The 15,536-nt window shown below is 66.3% G+C and carries 17 protein-coding genes; 2 read left to right on the forward strand and 15 right to left on the reverse strand.

The window, feature by feature from the left end; translation table 11 throughout:
* Positions 1 to 53: 53 nt before the first annotated feature.
* From NA2_RS15970 to NA2_RS15990, 5 genes are all read right to left on the reverse strand, one after another.
* The gene (locus tag NA2_RS15970) at positions 54 to 773 is read right to left on the reverse strand and encodes a DUF4167 domain-containing protein (protein WP_008598059.1); all 720 of its coding nucleotides are present in this window, start codon (positions 771 to 773) and stop codon (positions 54 to 56) included.
* Positions 774 to 1,139: 366 nt separating this feature from the next.
* Positions 1,140 to 2,018: a peptide chain release factor N(5)-glutamine methyltransferase gene (prmC, locus tag NA2_RS15975; protein WP_008598060.1), complete on the reverse strand. Its 879-nt coding sequence runs from the start codon at positions 2,016 to 2,018 to the stop codon at positions 1,140 to 1,142.
* The gene (gene prfA, locus NA2_RS15980; protein ID WP_008598061.1) at positions 2,011 to 3,090 is read right to left on the reverse strand and encodes a peptide chain release factor 1; all 1,080 of its coding nucleotides are present in this window, start codon (positions 3,088 to 3,090) and stop codon (positions 2,011 to 2,013) included. The genes prmC and prfA overlap by 8 nt, the downstream gene beginning before the upstream one ends.
* 21 nt (positions 3,091 to 3,111) lie before the next feature.
* Positions 3,112 to 5,382, reverse strand: a complete 2,271-nt coding sequence (ptsP, locus tag NA2_RS15985; protein ID WP_008598063.1) for a phosphoenolpyruvate--protein phosphotransferase — start codon at positions 5,380 to 5,382, stop codon at positions 3,112 to 3,114.
* 75 nt (positions 5,383 to 5,457) lie between these two features.
* On the reverse strand, positions 5,458 to 6,732 hold the full coding sequence (locus tag NA2_RS15990; RefSeq protein ID WP_008598064.1) for an aspartate kinase: 1,275 nt from the start codon (positions 6,730 to 6,732) through the stop codon (positions 5,458 to 5,460).
* 330 nt (positions 6,733 to 7,062) lie between these two features.
* Here NA2_RS15990 and ubiG point away from each other — a divergent pair, with 330 nt between their 5' ends.
* On the forward strand, positions 7,063 to 7,809 hold the full coding sequence (gene ubiG / locus NA2_RS15995) for a bifunctional 2-polyprenyl-6-hydroxyphenol methylase/3-demethylubiquinol 3-O-methyltransferase UbiG (protein ID WP_008598065.1): 747 nt from the start codon (positions 7,063 to 7,065) through the stop codon (positions 7,807 to 7,809).
* A gap of 22 nt (positions 7,810 to 7,831) precedes the next feature.
* Here the strand turns inward: ubiG and NA2_RS16000 are convergent, their stop codons facing one another.
* From NA2_RS16000 to NA2_RS16015, 4 genes are read right to left on the reverse strand one after another with little or no spacing between them, the layout of a single operon-like run.
* Positions 7,832 to 8,257, reverse strand: a complete 426-nt coding sequence (locus NA2_RS16000; RefSeq protein ID WP_008598067.1) for a DUF1178 family protein — start codon at positions 8,255 to 8,257, stop codon at positions 7,832 to 7,834.
* Positions 8,254 to 9,117, reverse strand: a complete 864-nt coding sequence (locus NA2_RS16005) for a carbon-nitrogen hydrolase family protein (RefSeq protein WP_008598068.1) — start codon at positions 9,115 to 9,117, stop codon at positions 8,254 to 8,256. Before NA2_RS16005 ends, NA2_RS16000 begins: the two co-directional genes overlap by 4 nt.
* Entirely contained in the window at positions 9,114 to 9,380 is a 267-nt protein-coding gene (gene grxC / locus NA2_RS16010; protein WP_008598069.1) for a glutaredoxin 3, read from the reverse strand. Before grxC ends, NA2_RS16005 begins: the two co-directional genes overlap by 4 nt.
* A gap of 26 nt (positions 9,381 to 9,406) precedes the next feature.
* The gene (locus tag NA2_RS16015) at positions 9,407 to 10,198 is read right to left on the reverse strand and encodes a ComF family protein (protein WP_008598071.1); all 792 of its coding nucleotides are present in this window, start codon (positions 10,196 to 10,198) and stop codon (positions 9,407 to 9,409) included.
* Positions 10,199 to 10,266: 68 nt separating this feature from the next.
* On the opposite strand from NA2_RS16015, the gene NA2_RS16020 reads away from it, so the two are divergent.
* A complete protein-coding gene (locus tag NA2_RS16020) occupies positions 10,267 to 11,130 on the forward strand; it encodes a methyltransferase domain-containing protein (protein ID WP_008598072.1) in 864 nt (287 codons plus the stop codon).
* Positions 11,131 to 11,140: 10 nt separating this feature from the next.
* On the opposite strand, the gene NA2_RS16025 is transcribed toward NA2_RS16020, so the two are convergent.
* The 6 genes from NA2_RS16025 to NA2_RS16050 all read right to left on the reverse strand — a co-directional run bounded on the left by NA2_RS16025 (position 11,141) and on the right by NA2_RS16050 (position 15,442).
* On the reverse strand, positions 11,141 to 11,311 hold the full coding sequence (locus tag NA2_RS16025; RefSeq protein ID WP_008598073.1) for a Flp family type IVb pilin: 171 nt from the start codon (positions 11,309 to 11,311) through the stop codon (positions 11,141 to 11,143).
* Between the two features lie 123 nt (positions 11,312 to 11,434).
* Positions 11,435 to 11,755 (reverse strand): hypothetical protein, encoded by a 321-nt coding sequence (locus NA2_RS16030; RefSeq protein WP_008598074.1) that lies wholly within the window; start codon positions 11,753 to 11,755, stop codon positions 11,435 to 11,437.
* Between the two features lie 112 nt (positions 11,756 to 11,867).
* Positions 11,868 to 12,281, reverse strand: a complete 414-nt coding sequence (gene mutT / locus NA2_RS16035; protein ID WP_008598075.1) for an 8-oxo-dGTP diphosphatase MutT — start codon at positions 12,279 to 12,281, stop codon at positions 11,868 to 11,870.
* Positions 12,278 to 13,102 carry a GNAT family N-acetyltransferase gene (locus NA2_RS16040; protein WP_051011668.1) on the reverse strand — a complete coding sequence of 275 codons (825 nt, stop codon included), beginning with the start codon at positions 13,100 to 13,102 and terminating at the stop codon, positions 12,278 to 12,280. Before NA2_RS16040 ends, mutT begins: the two co-directional genes overlap by 4 nt.
* Positions 13,083 to 14,324, reverse strand: a complete 1,242-nt coding sequence (argJ, locus tag NA2_RS16045) for a bifunctional glutamate N-acetyltransferase/amino-acid acetyltransferase ArgJ (protein WP_008598079.1) — start codon at positions 14,322 to 14,324, stop codon at positions 13,083 to 13,085. Before argJ ends, NA2_RS16040 begins: the two co-directional genes overlap by 20 nt.
* Positions 14,325 to 14,536: 212 nt before the next feature.
* A complete protein-coding gene (locus NA2_RS16050; RefSeq protein ID WP_008598080.1) occupies positions 14,537 to 15,442 on the reverse strand; it encodes a peptidylprolyl isomerase in 906 nt (301 codons plus the stop codon).
* Between the last annotated feature and the right edge of the window lie 94 nt (positions 15,443 to 15,536).

Raw genomic sequence — 15,536 nt, forward strand, 5'->3', positions numbered from 1 at the left:
GGCGGGTGGAACCCGCCGCCATTGTCGATATTCGATCTGAGAAGCTGGCGCCGTCAGCCGGGCAGTACGGCGTCGTCGGCGGGCGCCGCCGCTTCGGCCTCATCGGCCTTGCGGACGCGAGGGCGGCGGGGACGCCGCGGCGCCTTCTCCTCCGCCGGAGCCTCGGCGGACGGTGCCGCTTCGTCGGCGGTCTTCGCCACGGAGGCGCGGCGCGTGCGCCTGGCAGCCGCCGGCTTGGCGGAGGCTTCGCCATCCTCGCGCGCGGAGCCTTCCTCCGCCGCATGGCCGTTTACGTTGCCGTTCGGCTGGTTGTGATGACCGCCCTTCAGCGCCAGTTCGGCCGGAATGCCCTCGATCTCGGGCTGCGGGCCGGACCCGTCCTCGACACGCGACTGGCGCTGCTTGCGTTCCTGGGCGCCGTTTCCGTTGCCGCTGCCATTGCCGGCATGGCTCTCGGCGGCGTCCCGCTCGTCGGCATCGTCGTCATCGTCGCGGCTCTCGCGGGCGCTCTGCTGCTGCTGTTGCTGCTGGGCCTGCGCGGCGGCGATGATGCGGTTGTAGTGTTCGGCGTGCTGTAAATAGTTTTCAGCCATCACGCGGTCGCCGGAGCTTTGCGAATCACGCGCCAGCGCGGCGTATTTCTCTGCGACCTGCTGCGCGGTCCCGCGGATCTTCACATCCGGGCCGTTGCTCTCATAGCTGCGCGTAAGCGGGTTGGGCCCTTTGCGGTTGTTGTTATTGTTGTTGTTATTATTGTTGCCGCGCCCGCGCATGCGCCTGTTCTGCTGTTGTGGCCTCATTCGACTCTCTTGGTTTCGAGACTGCTTGCTTGAGACTGCTCGGTTGATACGGTTCGTTGAAACAATACCCACTAGCCGGCGGAGAATGGCGGGAAGCCAGCAGTCTCTGATATCCCCTTAGCCATTTGCTGCGCCGCGAGACGCGGGCGCGAATGCCATCCTGTTCCGCTTCATGTCAGTTGCCGGACAATCCCCGTAATGAAGCAGAGGCGTCTGAACGCCCTTCATGACAGCCAGTCCTCGGGAACCGAATCGATAACGGTGCTGTCTGCTTCGTCCCATCCGGTAGCCGGAAACTATCCGCATTCCGGCGCGATGCCAAGTTTTTTTTCAACCGGCTTACCGTGCCGTTTTAGTCCTGAAAATCAACGCTCTGTCATGTCCGGCCAGATCGCGCACGGCATCGGCCAGATCGAATCCGTTCGCCGCGAACACTTCGGAGACCATATCCTTCTGGTCGAATCCGATCTCGACGGCAACCATACCGCCGGAGGCGAGATGCAGCGCGACGCCAGCGGCGATTGCCCTGTAGGCATCGAGCCCGTCAGGCCCGGCGACCAGCGCAATCCGCGGATCGAATGCGCGAACCTCGCGCGACAGGCCCGGCCAGTCGCCGTCGCGGATATAGGGCGGGTTCGACACGATGAAATCGAAGCGCCCCTCGACCCCGGCGAACCAGTCGGACCGACAGGCCGTGAACCGGCTTCCATATCCGTTGATATCGGCATTCGAAGCGGCCGTTGCAAGGGCGTCGGCAGAAACATCCACGCCGACGGCCTGCGCATTCGGCAGGACGCTCAGCAGCGCCAGCGCCACCGCGCCCGTTCCTGTCCCGAGATCGAGAAGGCGCCAGGGCCGGTCGTCCCCATTGTCCCGGCGTGCATATTCGAGAACGAGATCGACCAGCGCCTCCGTGTCGGGACGCGGCTCCAGCGTCTCCGGCGAGAGCGTGAGTTCGAGGCCGTAGAAGGCGCGCCGGCCGATGATCCGGTGAACCGGTTTGCCCTCGAGCCGCTGCTCCAGAGCCTTTTCGACGGCGTCGCGCCGCCCCGCTTCGATGAGTTGCTCGGGACGCGCGATCGCGTCCGCCTGCGTCGTTTCCGTGAAATGCTCCACCAGAAGCCGCGCGTCGAGCGCCGCGTCGGGAATCCGCGCCTGCTTCAGACGTTCCCGCGCCGCCGCCAGCAGGGCGCCGAGCGTGATCGCCTGATCAGCCATCCGCTCCGGTTTCCGCAAGGAGCTTCGCCTGATGATCGGAGATCAGGGCGTCGACCACCTCGTCCAGATCGCCCTCGATGATCCGGTCGAGCTTGTACAGGGTGAGATTGATCCGGTGATCCGTCAGGCGGCCCTGCGGGAAATTGTAGGTGCGGATGCGCTCCGAGCGGTCGCCCGAGCCGACCTGCAGGCGCCGCGCCTCCGACCGTTCGTCCGCCGCCTTCGAGCGCTGCGCGTCGAACAGCCGGGCGCGCAGGATCTGCATCGCCCGGGCGCGGTTCTGGTGCTGGGATTTTTCCGCCTGAACCACCACGATGCCGGACGGGATGTGGGTGATGCGCACGGCCGAATCCGTGGTGTTGACGTGCTGGCCGCCCGCGCCAGAGGCACGCATCGTGTCGATGCGGATATCCTCGTTCCTGATCTCGACGTCGATCTCTTCCGCCTCCGGCAGCACCGCCACCGTCGCCGCCGAGGTATGGATGCGCCCCTGCGCTTCCGTCGCCGGAACGCGCTGCACCCGGTGCACGCCGGACTCGAACTTCAGGCGCGAGAACACGCCGCGGCCGGAAACCGTCGCGATGATTTCCTTGTAGCCGCCGGCCTCGCCCTCGCTCGCCGAGACCACCTCCACCCGCCAGCTCTTTTCGGAAGCGTAGCGCTCATACATGCGGAAGAGGTCGCCGGCGAAAAGCGCCGCTTCGTCGCCGCCCGTGCCGGCGCGGATTTCGAGAATCGCATTTTTCTCGTCGGCCTCGTCTTTCGGCAGGAGCAGGATCTGCATTTCCGCCTGCAGGGCATCGATCCGTTCCTCGACGTCGCCGAGATCGGCTTCGGCCAGCTCGCGCATCTCGCGGTCGGTCGACGGGTCTGCGAGCATCGTCTCCAGGTCGGACAGCTCCGCCTCGGCCTGGCGCAACTCGCGGATCTTGGCCGCAACCTCCTGCAGCTCGGCATATTCCGAGGCAAGCTTCACATAGACATCAGGCTCCGGCCCGGCCGCCATCTGCGTTTCGATCAGCTCGAAACGCTTGAGCACCTGATCCATGCGATCGCGCGGCAGTTCGGTCATCGGGAAGGAAAGCCTGTCAGGTCAGAGGGGAACGTCATGGGTTTCGGCGAATTGCCGAAGCAGCGCGCGAATATCGGTGGACGCGCTGTGATTGGCAAGGGCCTCGTCCATCAGCGCCGTCAGGTCGGCGAGGGGCAGGTCGCAGAGCATCGACTTGACCGGGCCGATCGCCGCCGGCGCCATCGAGATCGAGCGATAGCCAATGCCGAGAAGCGCCATTGCCGAGATCGGTCGTCCGGCCAGTTCGCCGCACAGCGTCACCGGTGTCCTTGCCGCATCGCCCGCGCGCACGATCTGGCGCAGCAGCCGCAGGAACGGCACGCTCAGCGGGTCGAAACGCTCGGAAATGCGCGTATTGCCCCGGTCGGTCGCCGTGACGAACTGGAACAGGTCGTTCGATCCGACAGAGACGAAGTCCACGGCCTGCATCAATTCGTCGAGCTGCCACAGCAGCGCGGGCACCTCCACCATCGCGCCGAGCTTCAGCCGCGTCGGCAGGTGGTGGGCGAAGCGCGACAGGTGGCGCACCTCGCGGTCGATGATCTCGCGCGCCTGGCGCACTTCGGCCACCTCGGTGACCATCGGCAGCATCAGGCGCAGTTCCCGCCCGCCTGCCGCCTTCAGCAGCGCCCTGATCTGCGTCCGCAACAGCCCCGGCCGGTCGAGCGTCAGGCGGATCGCGCGCCAGCCGAGCGCCGGGTTCTCCTCCTGCTGCGCGCCCTTGAAATAGGGAAGCACCTTGTCGCCGCCGATATCGATGGTGCGGAACGTGACCGGCTTGCCGTCCGCCGCATCCAGCACCTCGCGGTAGAGCCGCTCCTGCGCCTCGACGCGCGGAAACGCCGCCGCCACCATGAACTGCAACTCGGTGCGGAAAAGCCCGATGCCCGCGGCGCCCGACTGTGCAAGCTGCGGCAGATCGACCGCGAGGCCGGCATTCATCATCAGGTCGACGGGCGTGCCGTCCCGGGTTTCGGCCGGCCGCTCGCGCAGTTCCTGATAGTGTTTCTGGCGCCGGGCGCGGAAGCGCACCTTCTCCGCATAGGCCGCTTCCACGTCCGCCTGCGGACGCAGATGCACCTGGCCGTCCTCGCCATCGACGATGATCGCATCGCCGTTCTCCGACATGGACACCGCGCCCTTGACCTGGCCGACGGTCGGCAGGCCGATGGCGCGGGCGACAATGACGATATGGCTCGTCGGCGCGCCCTCCTCCAGCACCAGTCCGCGCAGCTTCTGGCGCGGATAGTCGAGGAGTTCGGCTGCTCCCATCGAGCGCGCGACGACGATGGCGTCCTTCGGCAGGATTTCCGCAAGCGCTTCCGGCCCACGTCCCATGAGCTGGCGCAGCAGGCGATTCGCCAGATCGTCGAAATCGCTCATCCGCTCGCGCAGATAGGGGTCGGTCATGTGCATCATGCGCGCGCGCATGTCGCTCTGCACCTTCTCGACCGCCGCTTCCGCCGTCAGCCCGTTGTTGACCGCCTCCTGCAGGCGGCGCACCCAGCCGCGGTCGTTGGCGAACATGCGATAGGCTTCGAGCACGGCGCGGTGCTCGCCCTCGAACGCCACCTCGCGGCGCGAGAGCATGTCGTCGATCGACAGCCGGAGCGAATCGAGCGCCGTCTCCAGCCGGACCAGTTCCTGGTCGCTGTCTTCGTTGAACAGCGCGGTGACGACGATGCGCGGCTCGTGCAGCACCACGTGTCCGAGTCCGACGCCGTCGTTGAACGGCAGGCCCGTCAGGCTGACCGGGCGGCTGAGGTCGAGTTCGATGCCGGGCCGCGTGAGCCGCGCCAGATCGCCCGTGGCGATCATCTCGGCGATCACCATCGCGACCGTCTCGAGCGCTTCCAGCTCGTCGTCGCGGTAATGCCGCATGGTGCGGTTCTGGACGACCAGGACGCCGAGCGTCCGCCCCGCCCTCAGCACCGGCACGCCGAGGAAGGAGTGGTACACTTCCTCCCCCGTCTCCGGCAGATAGGCGAAGGCCGGGTGCTTCTGCGCGTCGGAGAGGTTCAGCGGCCGCGCGCTGGCGGCGATGGTGCCGACCAGGCCCTGGCCGAGGCGCAGTTGCGCCAGATGCACGGCTCCGGGATTGAGACCCTCGGTGGCGTAGAGCTCGAGAACCGAGTCGGCGCGCAGCACGTAGAGCGAGCACACCTCGGCGACCATGTTCTGGGCGATCTCGCGCACGATGCGGTCCAGACGCGCCTGCGGATCCAGCGCTTCGGCCATCAGCTCGCGCAGACGCCTCAACAGCACACGTGGACCACCGGCGGTATCTCGCATCGAACCCCTCTCCATTGGCACCATGCTACCCGCACGGAGATACGGAGCAAAAGCCAGATTCGGGTTTTTCTTAGACTACTGCTTATCGAGACCGTAGACGGAATGCAAAGTACGCACCGCCAGTTCGGCGTAGGGACCGTCGATCAGGATCGAGATCTTGATCTCCGACGTCGTGATGGCCCGGATGTTGATGCCCTTCTCGGCCAGCGCCTTGAAGGCGGTGGCGGCGACGCCTGCATGGCTGCGCATGCCGATGCCGATGACGGAAACCTTGACCAGCCCCGCCTCCGACTGGATGGCATCGAAGCCGACCGTGTCACGGACCCGGTCGAGCACGGCCCGCGCCTTGTCGAGGTCGCCGGAGGGAACCGTGAACGTCATATCGGTGCGCGAACCGTCTTCCGAGATGTTCTGCACGATCATGTCGACATTGATGTTGGCCTCGGCCAGGGGACCAAAGATGCCGGCGGAGACGCCCGGCCGGTCAGCGACGCGGCGCAGCGATATCTGAGCCTCGTCCTTGGCGTAGGCGATGCCGGTGACGACTTGCTGTTCCACGATTTCATCCTCATCGCAAATGAGAGTTCCGGGCGGGTTGTCGAAATCCCCCATGCCCGGCGCGTCCGGATCCTCGAACGACGATCTTACAAAGGTTCTGACCTTGTGCACCATGGCGAGCTCGACCGAGCGCACCTGCAGCACCTTGGCGCCGAGCGACGCCATTTCCAGCATTTCCTCGAAGGAGATCTTGGGCAGGCGGCGCGCCTTCGGCTCGATGCGCGGGTCGGTCGTGTAGACGCCGTCGACGTCCGTATAGATGTCGCAGCGGTCGGCCTTGACCGCCGCCGCAACGGCGACGGCGCTGGTGTCGGAGCCGCCGCGCCCGAGCGTCGCGATGCGGTTGTCCGGGCCGATCCCCTGGAAACCGGCCACCACGGCCACCTGGCCCATGCCCATGCGGCGCACGATCTCGGCGCCGTCGATGTCGAGGATGCGCGCCGCGCCATGCGCGTTGTCGGTGCGGATCGGGATCTGCCAGCCATGCCAGGAGCGCGCATCGACCCCCATCGACTGAAGGGCGATGGCAAGAAGGCCGCTCGTCACCTGCTCGCCGGAAGCGACGATAGCATCATATTCGCGGGCATCGTAGACGGGTGCGTTGGAGCCGGCCACCTTCGGCATGTTCTGCACCCAGGCGACGAGTTCGTTGGTCTTGCCGGCCATCGCCGAGACCACGACGGCCACCTCGTGACCCGCATCCGTTTCCCGTTTGACGTGACGCGCCACATTGTGGATGCGATCCAAATCGGCGACGGAGGTTCCGCCGAACTTCATCACGATGCGCGCCATGGGAACGGAGTGCCTTTTCTGGGAAATTCCAACCGCCCCGGGAGGGCGGAAACCAACCGACACATCAGCCGCACAAGGCCGTGCATCGCGGCTTCATTACCCAAAACGCCACGCATCTGCAAGCAATGTGAAAAGCGGCGGGAAGCGCGATACCCGTCGGTCCGCCGTATGCGTTGGCTCGCTCAGCCCCCAGGCTTAAGCGACCGGACAACCTCGCCGCGGGTCGCGCCGCCTGACGCGCTGAGACAATTCCTTCCTTGACAATTGGCCGCCGCGACCCGACTTCATGTCAGCCCAGACGGAGCTGTAACAATGACCACAGGCCAGCCCATGCAGGAAGCACGCCAAACGACGATCGACGTGCGCGAGATCGAGCATTTCTCGGCGTTGGCCGCCGAGTGGTGGAACCCGGCAGGCAAGTTCGGCACCCTCCACAAGTTCAATCCGGTACGGCTCGCCTATATCCGCGACCATGTCGCCGCCCATTTCGGGCGCGATCCCCACGCGGTGAAACCGTTCGCCGGCCTGCGTCTGCTCGACATCGGCTGTGGGGGCGGACTGCTCTGCGAGCCGATGGCCCGCCTCGGCGCGGATGTGGTCGGGGCCGATGCATCCGAAACCAATATCGAGGTCGCAAAACTGCACGCCGCCGAGGGCGGACTGGCGATCGACTACCGGGCGACGACGGCGGAATCCCTCGCCGACGACGGCGAGAAATTTGACGTCATCCTCAACATGGAGGTGGTCGAGCATGTCTCGGATGTCGATCTCTTCATCGCCAAATGCGGCGCCATGCTGAAACCCGGCGGCCTGATCTTCGTCGCCACCATCAACCGGACGCTGAAGGCCTGGGGCCTGGCCATCATCGGCGCAGAATATGTTCTGGGATGGCTGCCACGCGGAACGCATCAGTACGACAAGCTGGTGCGCCCGCAGGAGCTGGAGCGCGCCCTCTCTGCTGCGCAGGTCGCCATCACCGACCGCACCGGCGTGGTCTACAACCCGCTCGCCGACCGCTGGCAGCGCTCGCGCGACATGGACGTCAACTACATGGTGGTTGGCTCGAAGGCGCCCTGAAAGCCGCCCTGACCTACTGGTCTCAGTTCTGATCCTCGGGAAGCATCGGCAGGGGCATGAACTCCACGCCCTCCTCGATCAGCGCCTTGGCGTCATCGGCGGAGGCCTCGCCGTAGATGCCGCGCGCTTCGGTCTCGCCGAAATGGATCTTGCGCGCCTCCTCGGCGAACCGGTCGCCGACATAGTCGGCGTTCTCGCGCACCGCCTTCGACATTTCCTTGAGCTGGGCCAGAACCTTCTTCTGCTCCTCGCCGAGCGCCAGCGCCACCTGCGCCTTCCGGCGGCTGGTCGACACGGCCGGCGCCATCAGCGCCTTGTCCACGTGCTGCGACCCGCATTGCGGGCAGGCGATGAGCTGCCGTTCCTTCTGCCTGTCGAAATCGCTGCTGTTGCGGAACCAGGCTTCGAAGGAATGCGCTTCTTCGCAGATCAGATTGTAGCTGATCATGAAGCCCGCCTTGCCGCTTGCCCTGCCGCGCCCGCGCGGACGACTGCGAAATCGCGGGCGTTCTTGAGGTTGGGGATCTTGGCGCGCGCGGCCGAAACCTGCGCCAGATCGAGATCGGCCACGATCACGCCCGGTTCGTCATGCGCCGCCTCCGCCAGCACCCTGCCCCACGGATCGACGATCAGCGAATGACCGTAGGTCTCGCGGCCGTCTTCATGCAGGCCGCCCTGCGCCGCGGCGATCATGAAGGCGCCGTTCTCGATGGCGCGCGCCCGAACCAGCACATGCCAGTGCGCTTCGCCCGTCTGGCGAGTGAAGGCGGCCGGCGCCGTCAGGACCGCTGCACCGTCCAGAGCCAGCGCCCGGAACAGTTGCGGGAAGCGCAGATCATAGCAGATGGCAAAGCCGAGCCGGCCGAAGGGCAGGTCCGCCACGACCGCCCGGTCGCCCGGCGCATAGGTCGCCGATTCGCGCCAACTTTCGCCATGGTCCAGATCCACGTCGAACATGTGCAGCTTGTCGTAATTGGCGATCAGGTCGCCATCGGGTCCGAACAGGAATGCCCGGTTTGCGACCTTCCCGCCTTCCAGCGCCACGGCCGTGGATCCCAGATGCACGTGGATCGACAGCTCGCGCGCCAGCGCCCGGGCGCGCTCGACCACGACGGCGCCGCGCTCGCCGGCGATCCGTTCCCGCAACGCGTCGCTTCCACGCACGAGCACGCCGGTCATTTCGGGACTTTGCACGTAGGCCGCACCCTGCGCGGCGGCTTCGCGCACCAGCGCCTCGAGCGCGTCCGCATTGGCCTCGGGCTCGGTGCCCGAACGCATCTGCAGGGCGGCGACGCGCAGCGTGCTCATGCGTTCGCTCCCGCCAAAAGGGTGTCCAGCCGGCCCTCGCGCTCGAGCGCGTGCAACTCGTCGGAACCGCCCACATGCACCGAACCGATGAAAATCTGCGGGAAGGTGGAGCGCCCGTTGGCGCGCTGGATCATCTCCTGCCGCAGCTCCGGCGAGAAGCTCGCATCGTGCTCCGTGAAAGAAACGCCCTTACGCTCCAGCAGGCGTTTCGCCGCCGCGCAGTATCCGCACATCATGCGGGTGTAGATCGTGACATCAGCCATTCGTCTGTCCCAAAAACTCTTCCAGCCTATATAGGGTCTCCTTCATCGGGCCGGAAGTCCCCCGGCAGCACGCGGGCAAACGTCAGGACATCCACGCGCCGCGCGCCGGCCCGCTTCAGGACGCGTGCTGCCGCCGAAACAGTGGCGCCGGTCGTGTAGACGTCGTCGATCAGGATGATGCGCCGCCCGCTGACGGCGGACAGGCGCTCTTCCGGCACGCGAAACGCACCCCGCACATTCGCTTCCCGCTCGCGCGCGCCGAGCCCGACTTGCTGTCGTGTCTTCTTGACCCGCAGCAGGGCCTCCGGCGCATAGTCGAGCCCGCCCTGCCGGGCCACGGCGCGCGCAAGCTCGGCGGACTGGTTGAACCGCCTCGTCAGGAGGCGGGCACGGTGCAGCGGAACCGGGATCACCGCATCCGCATCCGCCGTCAGCTCCGCGCCCGCGCGCAGCATCCAGCGCGCCATCCAGGGCGCGAGGTCGGTGCGGTCTCGAAACTTCAGCCCCTGCACCATCTGCCGGGCGATGCCCTGGTAGAGAACCGCCGAGCGTGCTCGCGCGAATGGCGGCGGGTTGGCGATGGCATCCGCCGAGACGATCTCTTCTCCCATCTCGATCGAAAAGGGCGTTCCCATCACGGCGCACCAGGGGCGTTCCAGGAAATGCAGGCGCGGCCAGCAGGAGGCGCACAGCGTGCCGGGCTGGGTGACATGGTTGGCACAGCCCAGGCACACGGGCGGGAACAGCACGCCCGCCGTCCACCGCACCGCCGCGCTCATCCCCTGCGCAACGCTGAACATCGCTGCTGCCCCCAGCATTCGCCCTTTGCCTCTTTGCCAGCATATCGGTTTTGTGCGATTGCGCACCTGACAATCATGGATGATGCATGGAACCGCTATTCGATATCGAGCTACTGATGGCCCACAAGCTGCGGGCGCTGCGCCAGGGCGACGCCGGCGCCCGCTTCCTGATGAAGCGCGCCGCCGCCGATCTCGGAGAACGGCTGGCGACCGTCGAGCGCCGTTTCGACAGCGCCGCCACGCTGTTCTGCCTGACCGACGACGCGGCGGCGGTGCTGCGCGCAAGCGACAAGGTCGGCACAGTCGTCCGCGTCGAAACGCATCCCGGACTTATCGAGGATGGCGACGTCCTCGCATCCCCGGAAACCGTACCCCTCGAAGCCGCGAGCCTCGACCTCGCCGTCTCGCTGCTGACCCTGCACGAAACCAACGACACGCCGGGCCTCCTTGCCCAGATTCGCCGGGCGCTCAGGCCGGACGGCCTGTTCCTCGGGGCCATGGCCGGCGCCGGCACGCTGCACGAACTGCGCCAGTCCCTGCTGGAGGCCGAGACCGAACTCACCGAGGGCGCCGCCCCCCGCGTCAGCCCGTTCGCCGATGTGCGGGACGTGGGCGCGCTTCTCCAGCGTGCCGGCTTTGCCCTGCCGGTGACGGACCTCGAGAGCGTTACGGTCCGCTACGACACCATGTTCGATCTGATGCGCGACCTCCGCGCCATGGGCGCGACCAGCGCGCTCGCGGCGCGCAGCCGGCGGCCCGCGACCCGTGCCCTCTTCCTGCGTGCCGCCGAAATCTACGCGGAGCGCTTCGCCGATCCCGACGGACGCATCAGGGCAACGTTCAACCTCGTGTGGATGTCCGGCTGGGCGCCGCATGAATCGCAGCAGAAACCGCTGGTGCCCGGCAGTGCGAAGATATCCCTGAAGGACGTGCTGCAGAAGAAGAGTTAGGTCTAACGCTTCACTGCTTCATGACTTCGCTGGTCTGGCTGGCCACGTCCTCCATGGTACCCTGCAACGAGGTACCCATCCCCCGGATCCCCCCGATGATGACCAGGGCGATCAGCCCTGCCAGCAGCGCATACTCGATTGCCGTGGCGCCCGATCTGTTGGCGAGAAACTGCTTGAACATCGGCCTGCGCGTCCCTGTTGCTTCGTTTGACGGTAACGGGAAACCGTTAAGATTCCTTAAGATCGGCGCCGGCAGTTCGCGGGCAGCACGAAACGGCCTGGTCACCGAACCGCCGCAAGCGGGCTAGCAGGCGCCGCTGCGCTGGCCGTTCTCACGGATGATGCAGACCGCGTCGCGCCCCGGCTGCAGGACACTGCGCCGAAGCGTATAGGTGCCGCCGCTGCGCTTGGTCGACGATGTGGTGATGGGATCGATGCCGAATGGCGCGCCGAACTGGGCGACCGTCGGCCTGCTGCGTTTCTCCGCGATGGGCGTCAGCACCAGCGCCAGGGCGACCGCCGCGGAGCCGAACAGCAGGGCCACGCGCAGTGCGCCGATCCCGGCATTGTTCACGCGCGTGGACCACGCGCTGCGCCCCGTTTCCCAATCCGCTTCAGAAACCATGACCGATCCCCTGTCCGTATTGTGGATCGCCGATGAACCGGGCGATCCTGCCCCGATTCAAATTTTCATTGTTGCGTAAAGGAATGCTTAACGATGACCGCCCGATCGGCGGCTACAAGAGGTCGATGAGGAACGGAATCAACGGCGCATCGGCCGGCGGCATGGGATAATCGCGCATGTCGCGCGGCCGGACCCATTTCAGCCCCTGCCCCTCGCGCGGCTGCGGCGTTCCCCAGAAACGGCGGCAGACGAACAGCGGCATCAGCAGATGGAAGGCCTCATAGCTGTGGCTGGCGAAGGTCAGGGGCGCGAGGCAGGCAGTCTTGGTCTCGATGCCGAGCTCCTCCTGCAGCTCGCGAATGACCGTCTCCTCGGGCGTTTCACCGGGTTCGACCTTGCCGCCCGGAAACTCCCAAAGGCCCGCAAGCGCCTTCCCCTCCGGCCGCTGGGCGATCAGCACGCGGCCATCCGCATCGACCAGAGCGCAGGCTGCGACGAACAGGACCGGTTTTGGAGCCATCGTCATTCACCTTTCGTGTGCGCGCCCGCGCCGGGTGGCTGGCGGTAGTGATAGCGGTAGATCTCGCGGAACCCGAGCGCCTTGTAGAGACCGACGGCCGCCTCATTGTCTGCCTCGACCTGGAGCCAGGCCCTCTCCGCGCCGTGCGAGCGCGCCCATTTCAGCGCTGAAAGCAGTACCCGCCGGCCGAAGCCCCTGCCCCGCCAGTCCGGTCTCGTCGCGATCTCGAACAGACCCGCGAGCGTGCCGTCCCGCACGCAGATGGCGGTCGCCACCGGCTCGTCGCCGTCCTCGAGCACGAAAAGCCCGGTGTCGGGTCTGATCGCTCCGATCACGCGCGAAAGGCCGGCGCGCAGCTTGTCCTCGTAGCCGTGCACCTGAAGCGTCGCGTTGACGAACCGCCTGCGGTCCTTCAGCGGGATCTGGTCCATCGCCTCGGCCAGGCTCGCAGCCTCCAGATCCAGCGCCATCACCAGGGACTGGCCGAACGTGCTCCAGCCCGCCTGGTCGAGGTGTCGCGATATCGCGGGGGCCGAAAGGGGAGAGATGCGGAAGGTCGGCACCCGGCCATAGGCCTCGAACTGGCCGGCAGCCTTGCCGATCCGCTGCTCCAGATCGCGGTCGTCGCCCGGATCGAGCGGATTGATGGAGTTGAGCCGCTTGGCCGGGTGCCCCGCGGTCAGGCGAACCACCCAGGTGCCGTCATAGGCTACGGTTTCGGCCGGCCACGCACGCAGCCCCGCCGCCTCGAAACGGCGGATGGTGGCGAGATCCCTGCCCTGGTCCTGCCCCACGCGCCCCGGCACCCTAGCTCCTGTAATCGCCATTGATGGCGACATACTCCTTCGTCAGGTCGCAGGTCCAGACCGTGGCCTTGCCCCGACCGATGCCGAGGTCGACGCGCAGGACGATCTCGTCCCGCTTCATATAGGCCGAGGCGGCCTCTTCGGAATAGGCGGCGTCGCGCTCGCCCTCATGGGCGACCCGGATGTCGCCGAACCAGATGGAGATCAGGTCGCGGTCCGCGGGCTCGCCCGCCTTGCCGACCGCCATCACCACGCGGCCCCAATTGGCGTCCTCGCCGGCGACGGCCGTCTTGACCAGCGGCGAGTTCGCGATCGACAGGGCGATCTTCTTGGCCGAGCGGGCCGACTTGGCGCCGGTCACCGTGATCTCCACCTGCTTGCGAGCGCCCTCGCCGTCGCGCACCACCTGCAGGGCAAGATTCTTCAGCACGCGATTCAGGGCGCGACGCAGGCCGGAAAGCCGCGCATCCCTGGCATCTTCGATGACCGGCGCGCCGCGCCTGGCCGCGGCACCGGTGGCAAACATCATCAGCGTGTCGCTTGTCGAGGTGTCGCTGTCCACGGTCACGGCATTGAAGGTCTTGCCCGTTCCCTTCGACAGGAGTTCCTGCAGGACCGGCGCCGCGATCGGCGCATCGGTCACGACGAAAGACAGCATGGTGGCCATGTCCGGCGCGATCATCCCGGCGCCCTTGGCGATGCCGTTGATCGTCACGTCGACCTCGCCCAGTTTCACCATCGCGGTGGCGACCTTCGGATAGGTGTCCGTCGTCATGATGGCCTGCGCCGCCTCGAGCCAGCCTTCCGGGCGCGCGGCCTTCACCATGCCGTCGAGCGACGCCGTGATGCGCTCGGCCGGCAGCGGCTCGCCAATGACCCCGGTGGAAGCCATGAAGACCTCGCCGACGCTGGCCCCGACCGCCTTTGAGGCGGCCTCTCCGACCTTGGTCGTCGTTTCCCGCCCTTTCCTGCCCGTGAAGGCATTGGCATTCCCGGAGTTGACCACCAGGATGCGCGCCGCACCGCCGGCGAGATTGTTTCGGCAGAACTCGACCGGTGCCGAGGGACATTTGGAGCGTGTGAAGACGCCGGCTGCCGTGGTGCCTTCGTCGAACACCATCGCGAGGACGTCGGTGCGCCCCTTGTATTTGACGCCAGCCTGGGCCGTTGCGATGCGCACGCCGTCGAGAGCGGGCATCTTCGGTTGTTTCTTCGGAGCAAGGGGAGAAATTGCGACGGACATGGCCAACAACATTCATGAACGAAAGCGAGATTGCCGCCGATCTGCCCGAGAATTGCCAGTGACGCAAGTCGAAACCGCGATGAGCCATGCGGTTTCGGGCCGAGGGGAGCACGGGATCGTATACCAGCCAGAGACCGGCGAGGCATCTCTTGCAGACAACAAAAAAGGCGGGTGCGATGCACCCGCCTTTCATCGGATCGAGCGTGATCCCGCTATTGGGCCGCTGCCGGCTCCTCGGTCTTTTCCTCGGCAGCGCCTGCGCGCTGTTTCTCGATACCGTCGATGATTTCCTTCAGCGCCGGTTCCTTCACTTCGATCTCGGCGGAATCGCGCAGCGCGGTGACCTCCTCGACATACTTGTCGCGGATCAGCACCGAGCGCACGCGGTCCTTGACCGCATCGAAGGCCGGCGGCTGCTGGACGCGCTTGTCCTCGACCTTGATGACGTGGAAACCGAACTGGGTCTCTACGGGCTCCTTCGAATAGTCGCCGGGGGTCAGCGCGAAGGCCGCGGTCTCAAACTCGGGCACCATCTGGCCCGCGCTGAAATAACCGAGATCGCCGCCATTGGCGGCAGCGCCGTCGGTCGACTTTTCCTTGGCGATGACTTCGAAATCGCCGCCTTCGCCGAGCTGCTTGATGATCGCCTCGGCCTCTTCCTTGGTCTTGACCAGGATGTGCCGCGCGCGGATCTCGTTGACGGCGGGCGCGTCGGCGACCTGCTTGTCGTAGCTCGCGCGCACCTGCTCGTCGGTCACCGCCTCGTTGACCACCTTGTCGATGAAGGCCGTGTGCAACGCCTGCTGACGCAGGAAAGCCAGACGCCGCTCGAACGCCTCGCCCTGGTCGAGTTTCGCCTTCTCCGCCTCGGAGGAAAGCAGGCGGATCTCGATCAGCGCCGACAGCAGCGCGGCGCGGCGCTGGTCGCCCTGCAGATTGCCGAACTGCGCGCCATACTCGCCGGCGGCGATGTTCAGGTCACCTTCGGTGATTTCCAGGCCGTTAACGGTGGCGAGAACGTCGGTGTCCGCCGCGGGCGCAGACATGACGCCCACCGCAGCCAATGTCAGGCCTGCGCCGACCTGAACTGCGAGGAAACGGCGAAACGATTTCAGCATTGAACTCTCCGATCAAGATTCAGAATTTGTTCAAACCACCTAGGAATATGGCGGAATTTTGCGCGCCGACCCATGTTTAACGCGGCGTTGACAT

The organism is Nitratireductor pacificus pht-3B (assembly GCF_000300335.1).
GTDB lineage: Bacteria > Pseudomonadota > Alphaproteobacteria > Rhizobiales > Rhizobiaceae > Nitratireductor > Nitratireductor pacificus.

What these genes read in the sequence shown, in the direction of transcription:
- mutT (WP_008598075.1), bottom strand. Translation starts at nt 12,281, where the DNA reads ATGACGATGGCTCCAAAACCGGTCCTGTTCGTCGCAGCCTGCGCTCTG.
- ubiG (WP_008598065.1), top strand. Translation starts at nt 7,063, where the DNA reads ATGCAGGAAGCACGCCAAACGACGATCGACGTGCGCGAGATCGAGCAT.
- NA2_RS16005 (WP_008598068.1), bottom strand. Translation starts at nt 9,117, where the DNA reads ATGAGCACGCTGCGCGTCGCCGCCCTGCAGATGCGTTCGGGCACCGAG.
- grxC (WP_008598069.1), bottom strand. Translation starts at nt 9,380, where the DNA reads ATGGCTGATGTCACGATCTACACCCGCATGATGTGCGGATACTGCGCG.
- NA2_RS16030 (WP_008598074.1), bottom strand. Translation starts at nt 11,755, where the DNA reads ATGGTTTCTGAAGCGGATTGGGAAACGGGGCGCAGCGCGTGGTCCACG.
- NA2_RS16015 (WP_008598071.1), bottom strand. Translation starts at nt 10,198, where the DNA reads ATGCTGGGGGCAGCAGCGATGTTCAGCGTTGCGCAGGGGATGAGCGCG.
- ptsP (WP_008598063.1), bottom strand. Translation starts at nt 5,382, where the DNA reads ATGCGAGATACCGCCGGTGGTCCACGTGTGCTGTTGAGGCGTCTGCGC.
- NA2_RS16000 (WP_008598067.1), bottom strand. Translation starts at nt 8,257, where the DNA reads ATGATCAGCTACAATCTGATCTGCGAAGAAGCGCATTCCTTCGAAGCC.
- NA2_RS16025 (WP_008598073.1), bottom strand. Translation starts at nt 11,311, where the DNA reads ATGTTCAAGCAGTTTCTCGCCAACAGATCGGGCGCCACGGCAATCGAG.
- NA2_RS16050 (WP_008598080.1), bottom strand. Translation starts at nt 15,442, where the DNA reads ATGCTGAAATCGTTTCGCCGTTTCCTCGCAGTTCAGGTCGGCGCAGGC.
- NA2_RS15990 (WP_008598064.1), bottom strand. Translation starts at nt 6,732, where the DNA reads ATGGCGCGCATCGTGATGAAGTTCGGCGGAACCTCCGTCGCCGATTTG.
- prmC (WP_008598060.1), bottom strand. Translation starts at nt 2,018, where the DNA reads ATGGCTGATCAGGCGATCACGCTCGGCGCCCTGCTGGCGGCGGCGCGG.
- NA2_RS16020 (WP_008598072.1), top strand. Translation starts at nt 10,267, where the DNA reads ATGGAACCGCTATTCGATATCGAGCTACTGATGGCCCACAAGCTGCGG.
- argJ (WP_008598079.1), bottom strand. Translation starts at nt 14,324, where the DNA reads ATGTCCGTCGCAATTTCTCCCCTTGCTCCGAAGAAACAACCGAAGATG.
- NA2_RS16040 (WP_051011668.1), bottom strand. Translation starts at nt 13,102, where the DNA reads ATGGCGATTACAGGAGCTAGGGTGCCGGGGCGCGTGGGGCAGGACCAG.
- prfA (WP_008598061.1), bottom strand. Translation starts at nt 3,090, where the DNA reads ATGACCGAACTGCCGCGCGATCGCATGGATCAGGTGCTCAAGCGTTTC.
- NA2_RS15970 (WP_008598059.1), bottom strand. Translation starts at nt 773, where the DNA reads ATGCGCGGGCGCGGCAACAATAATAACAACAACAATAACAACAACCGC.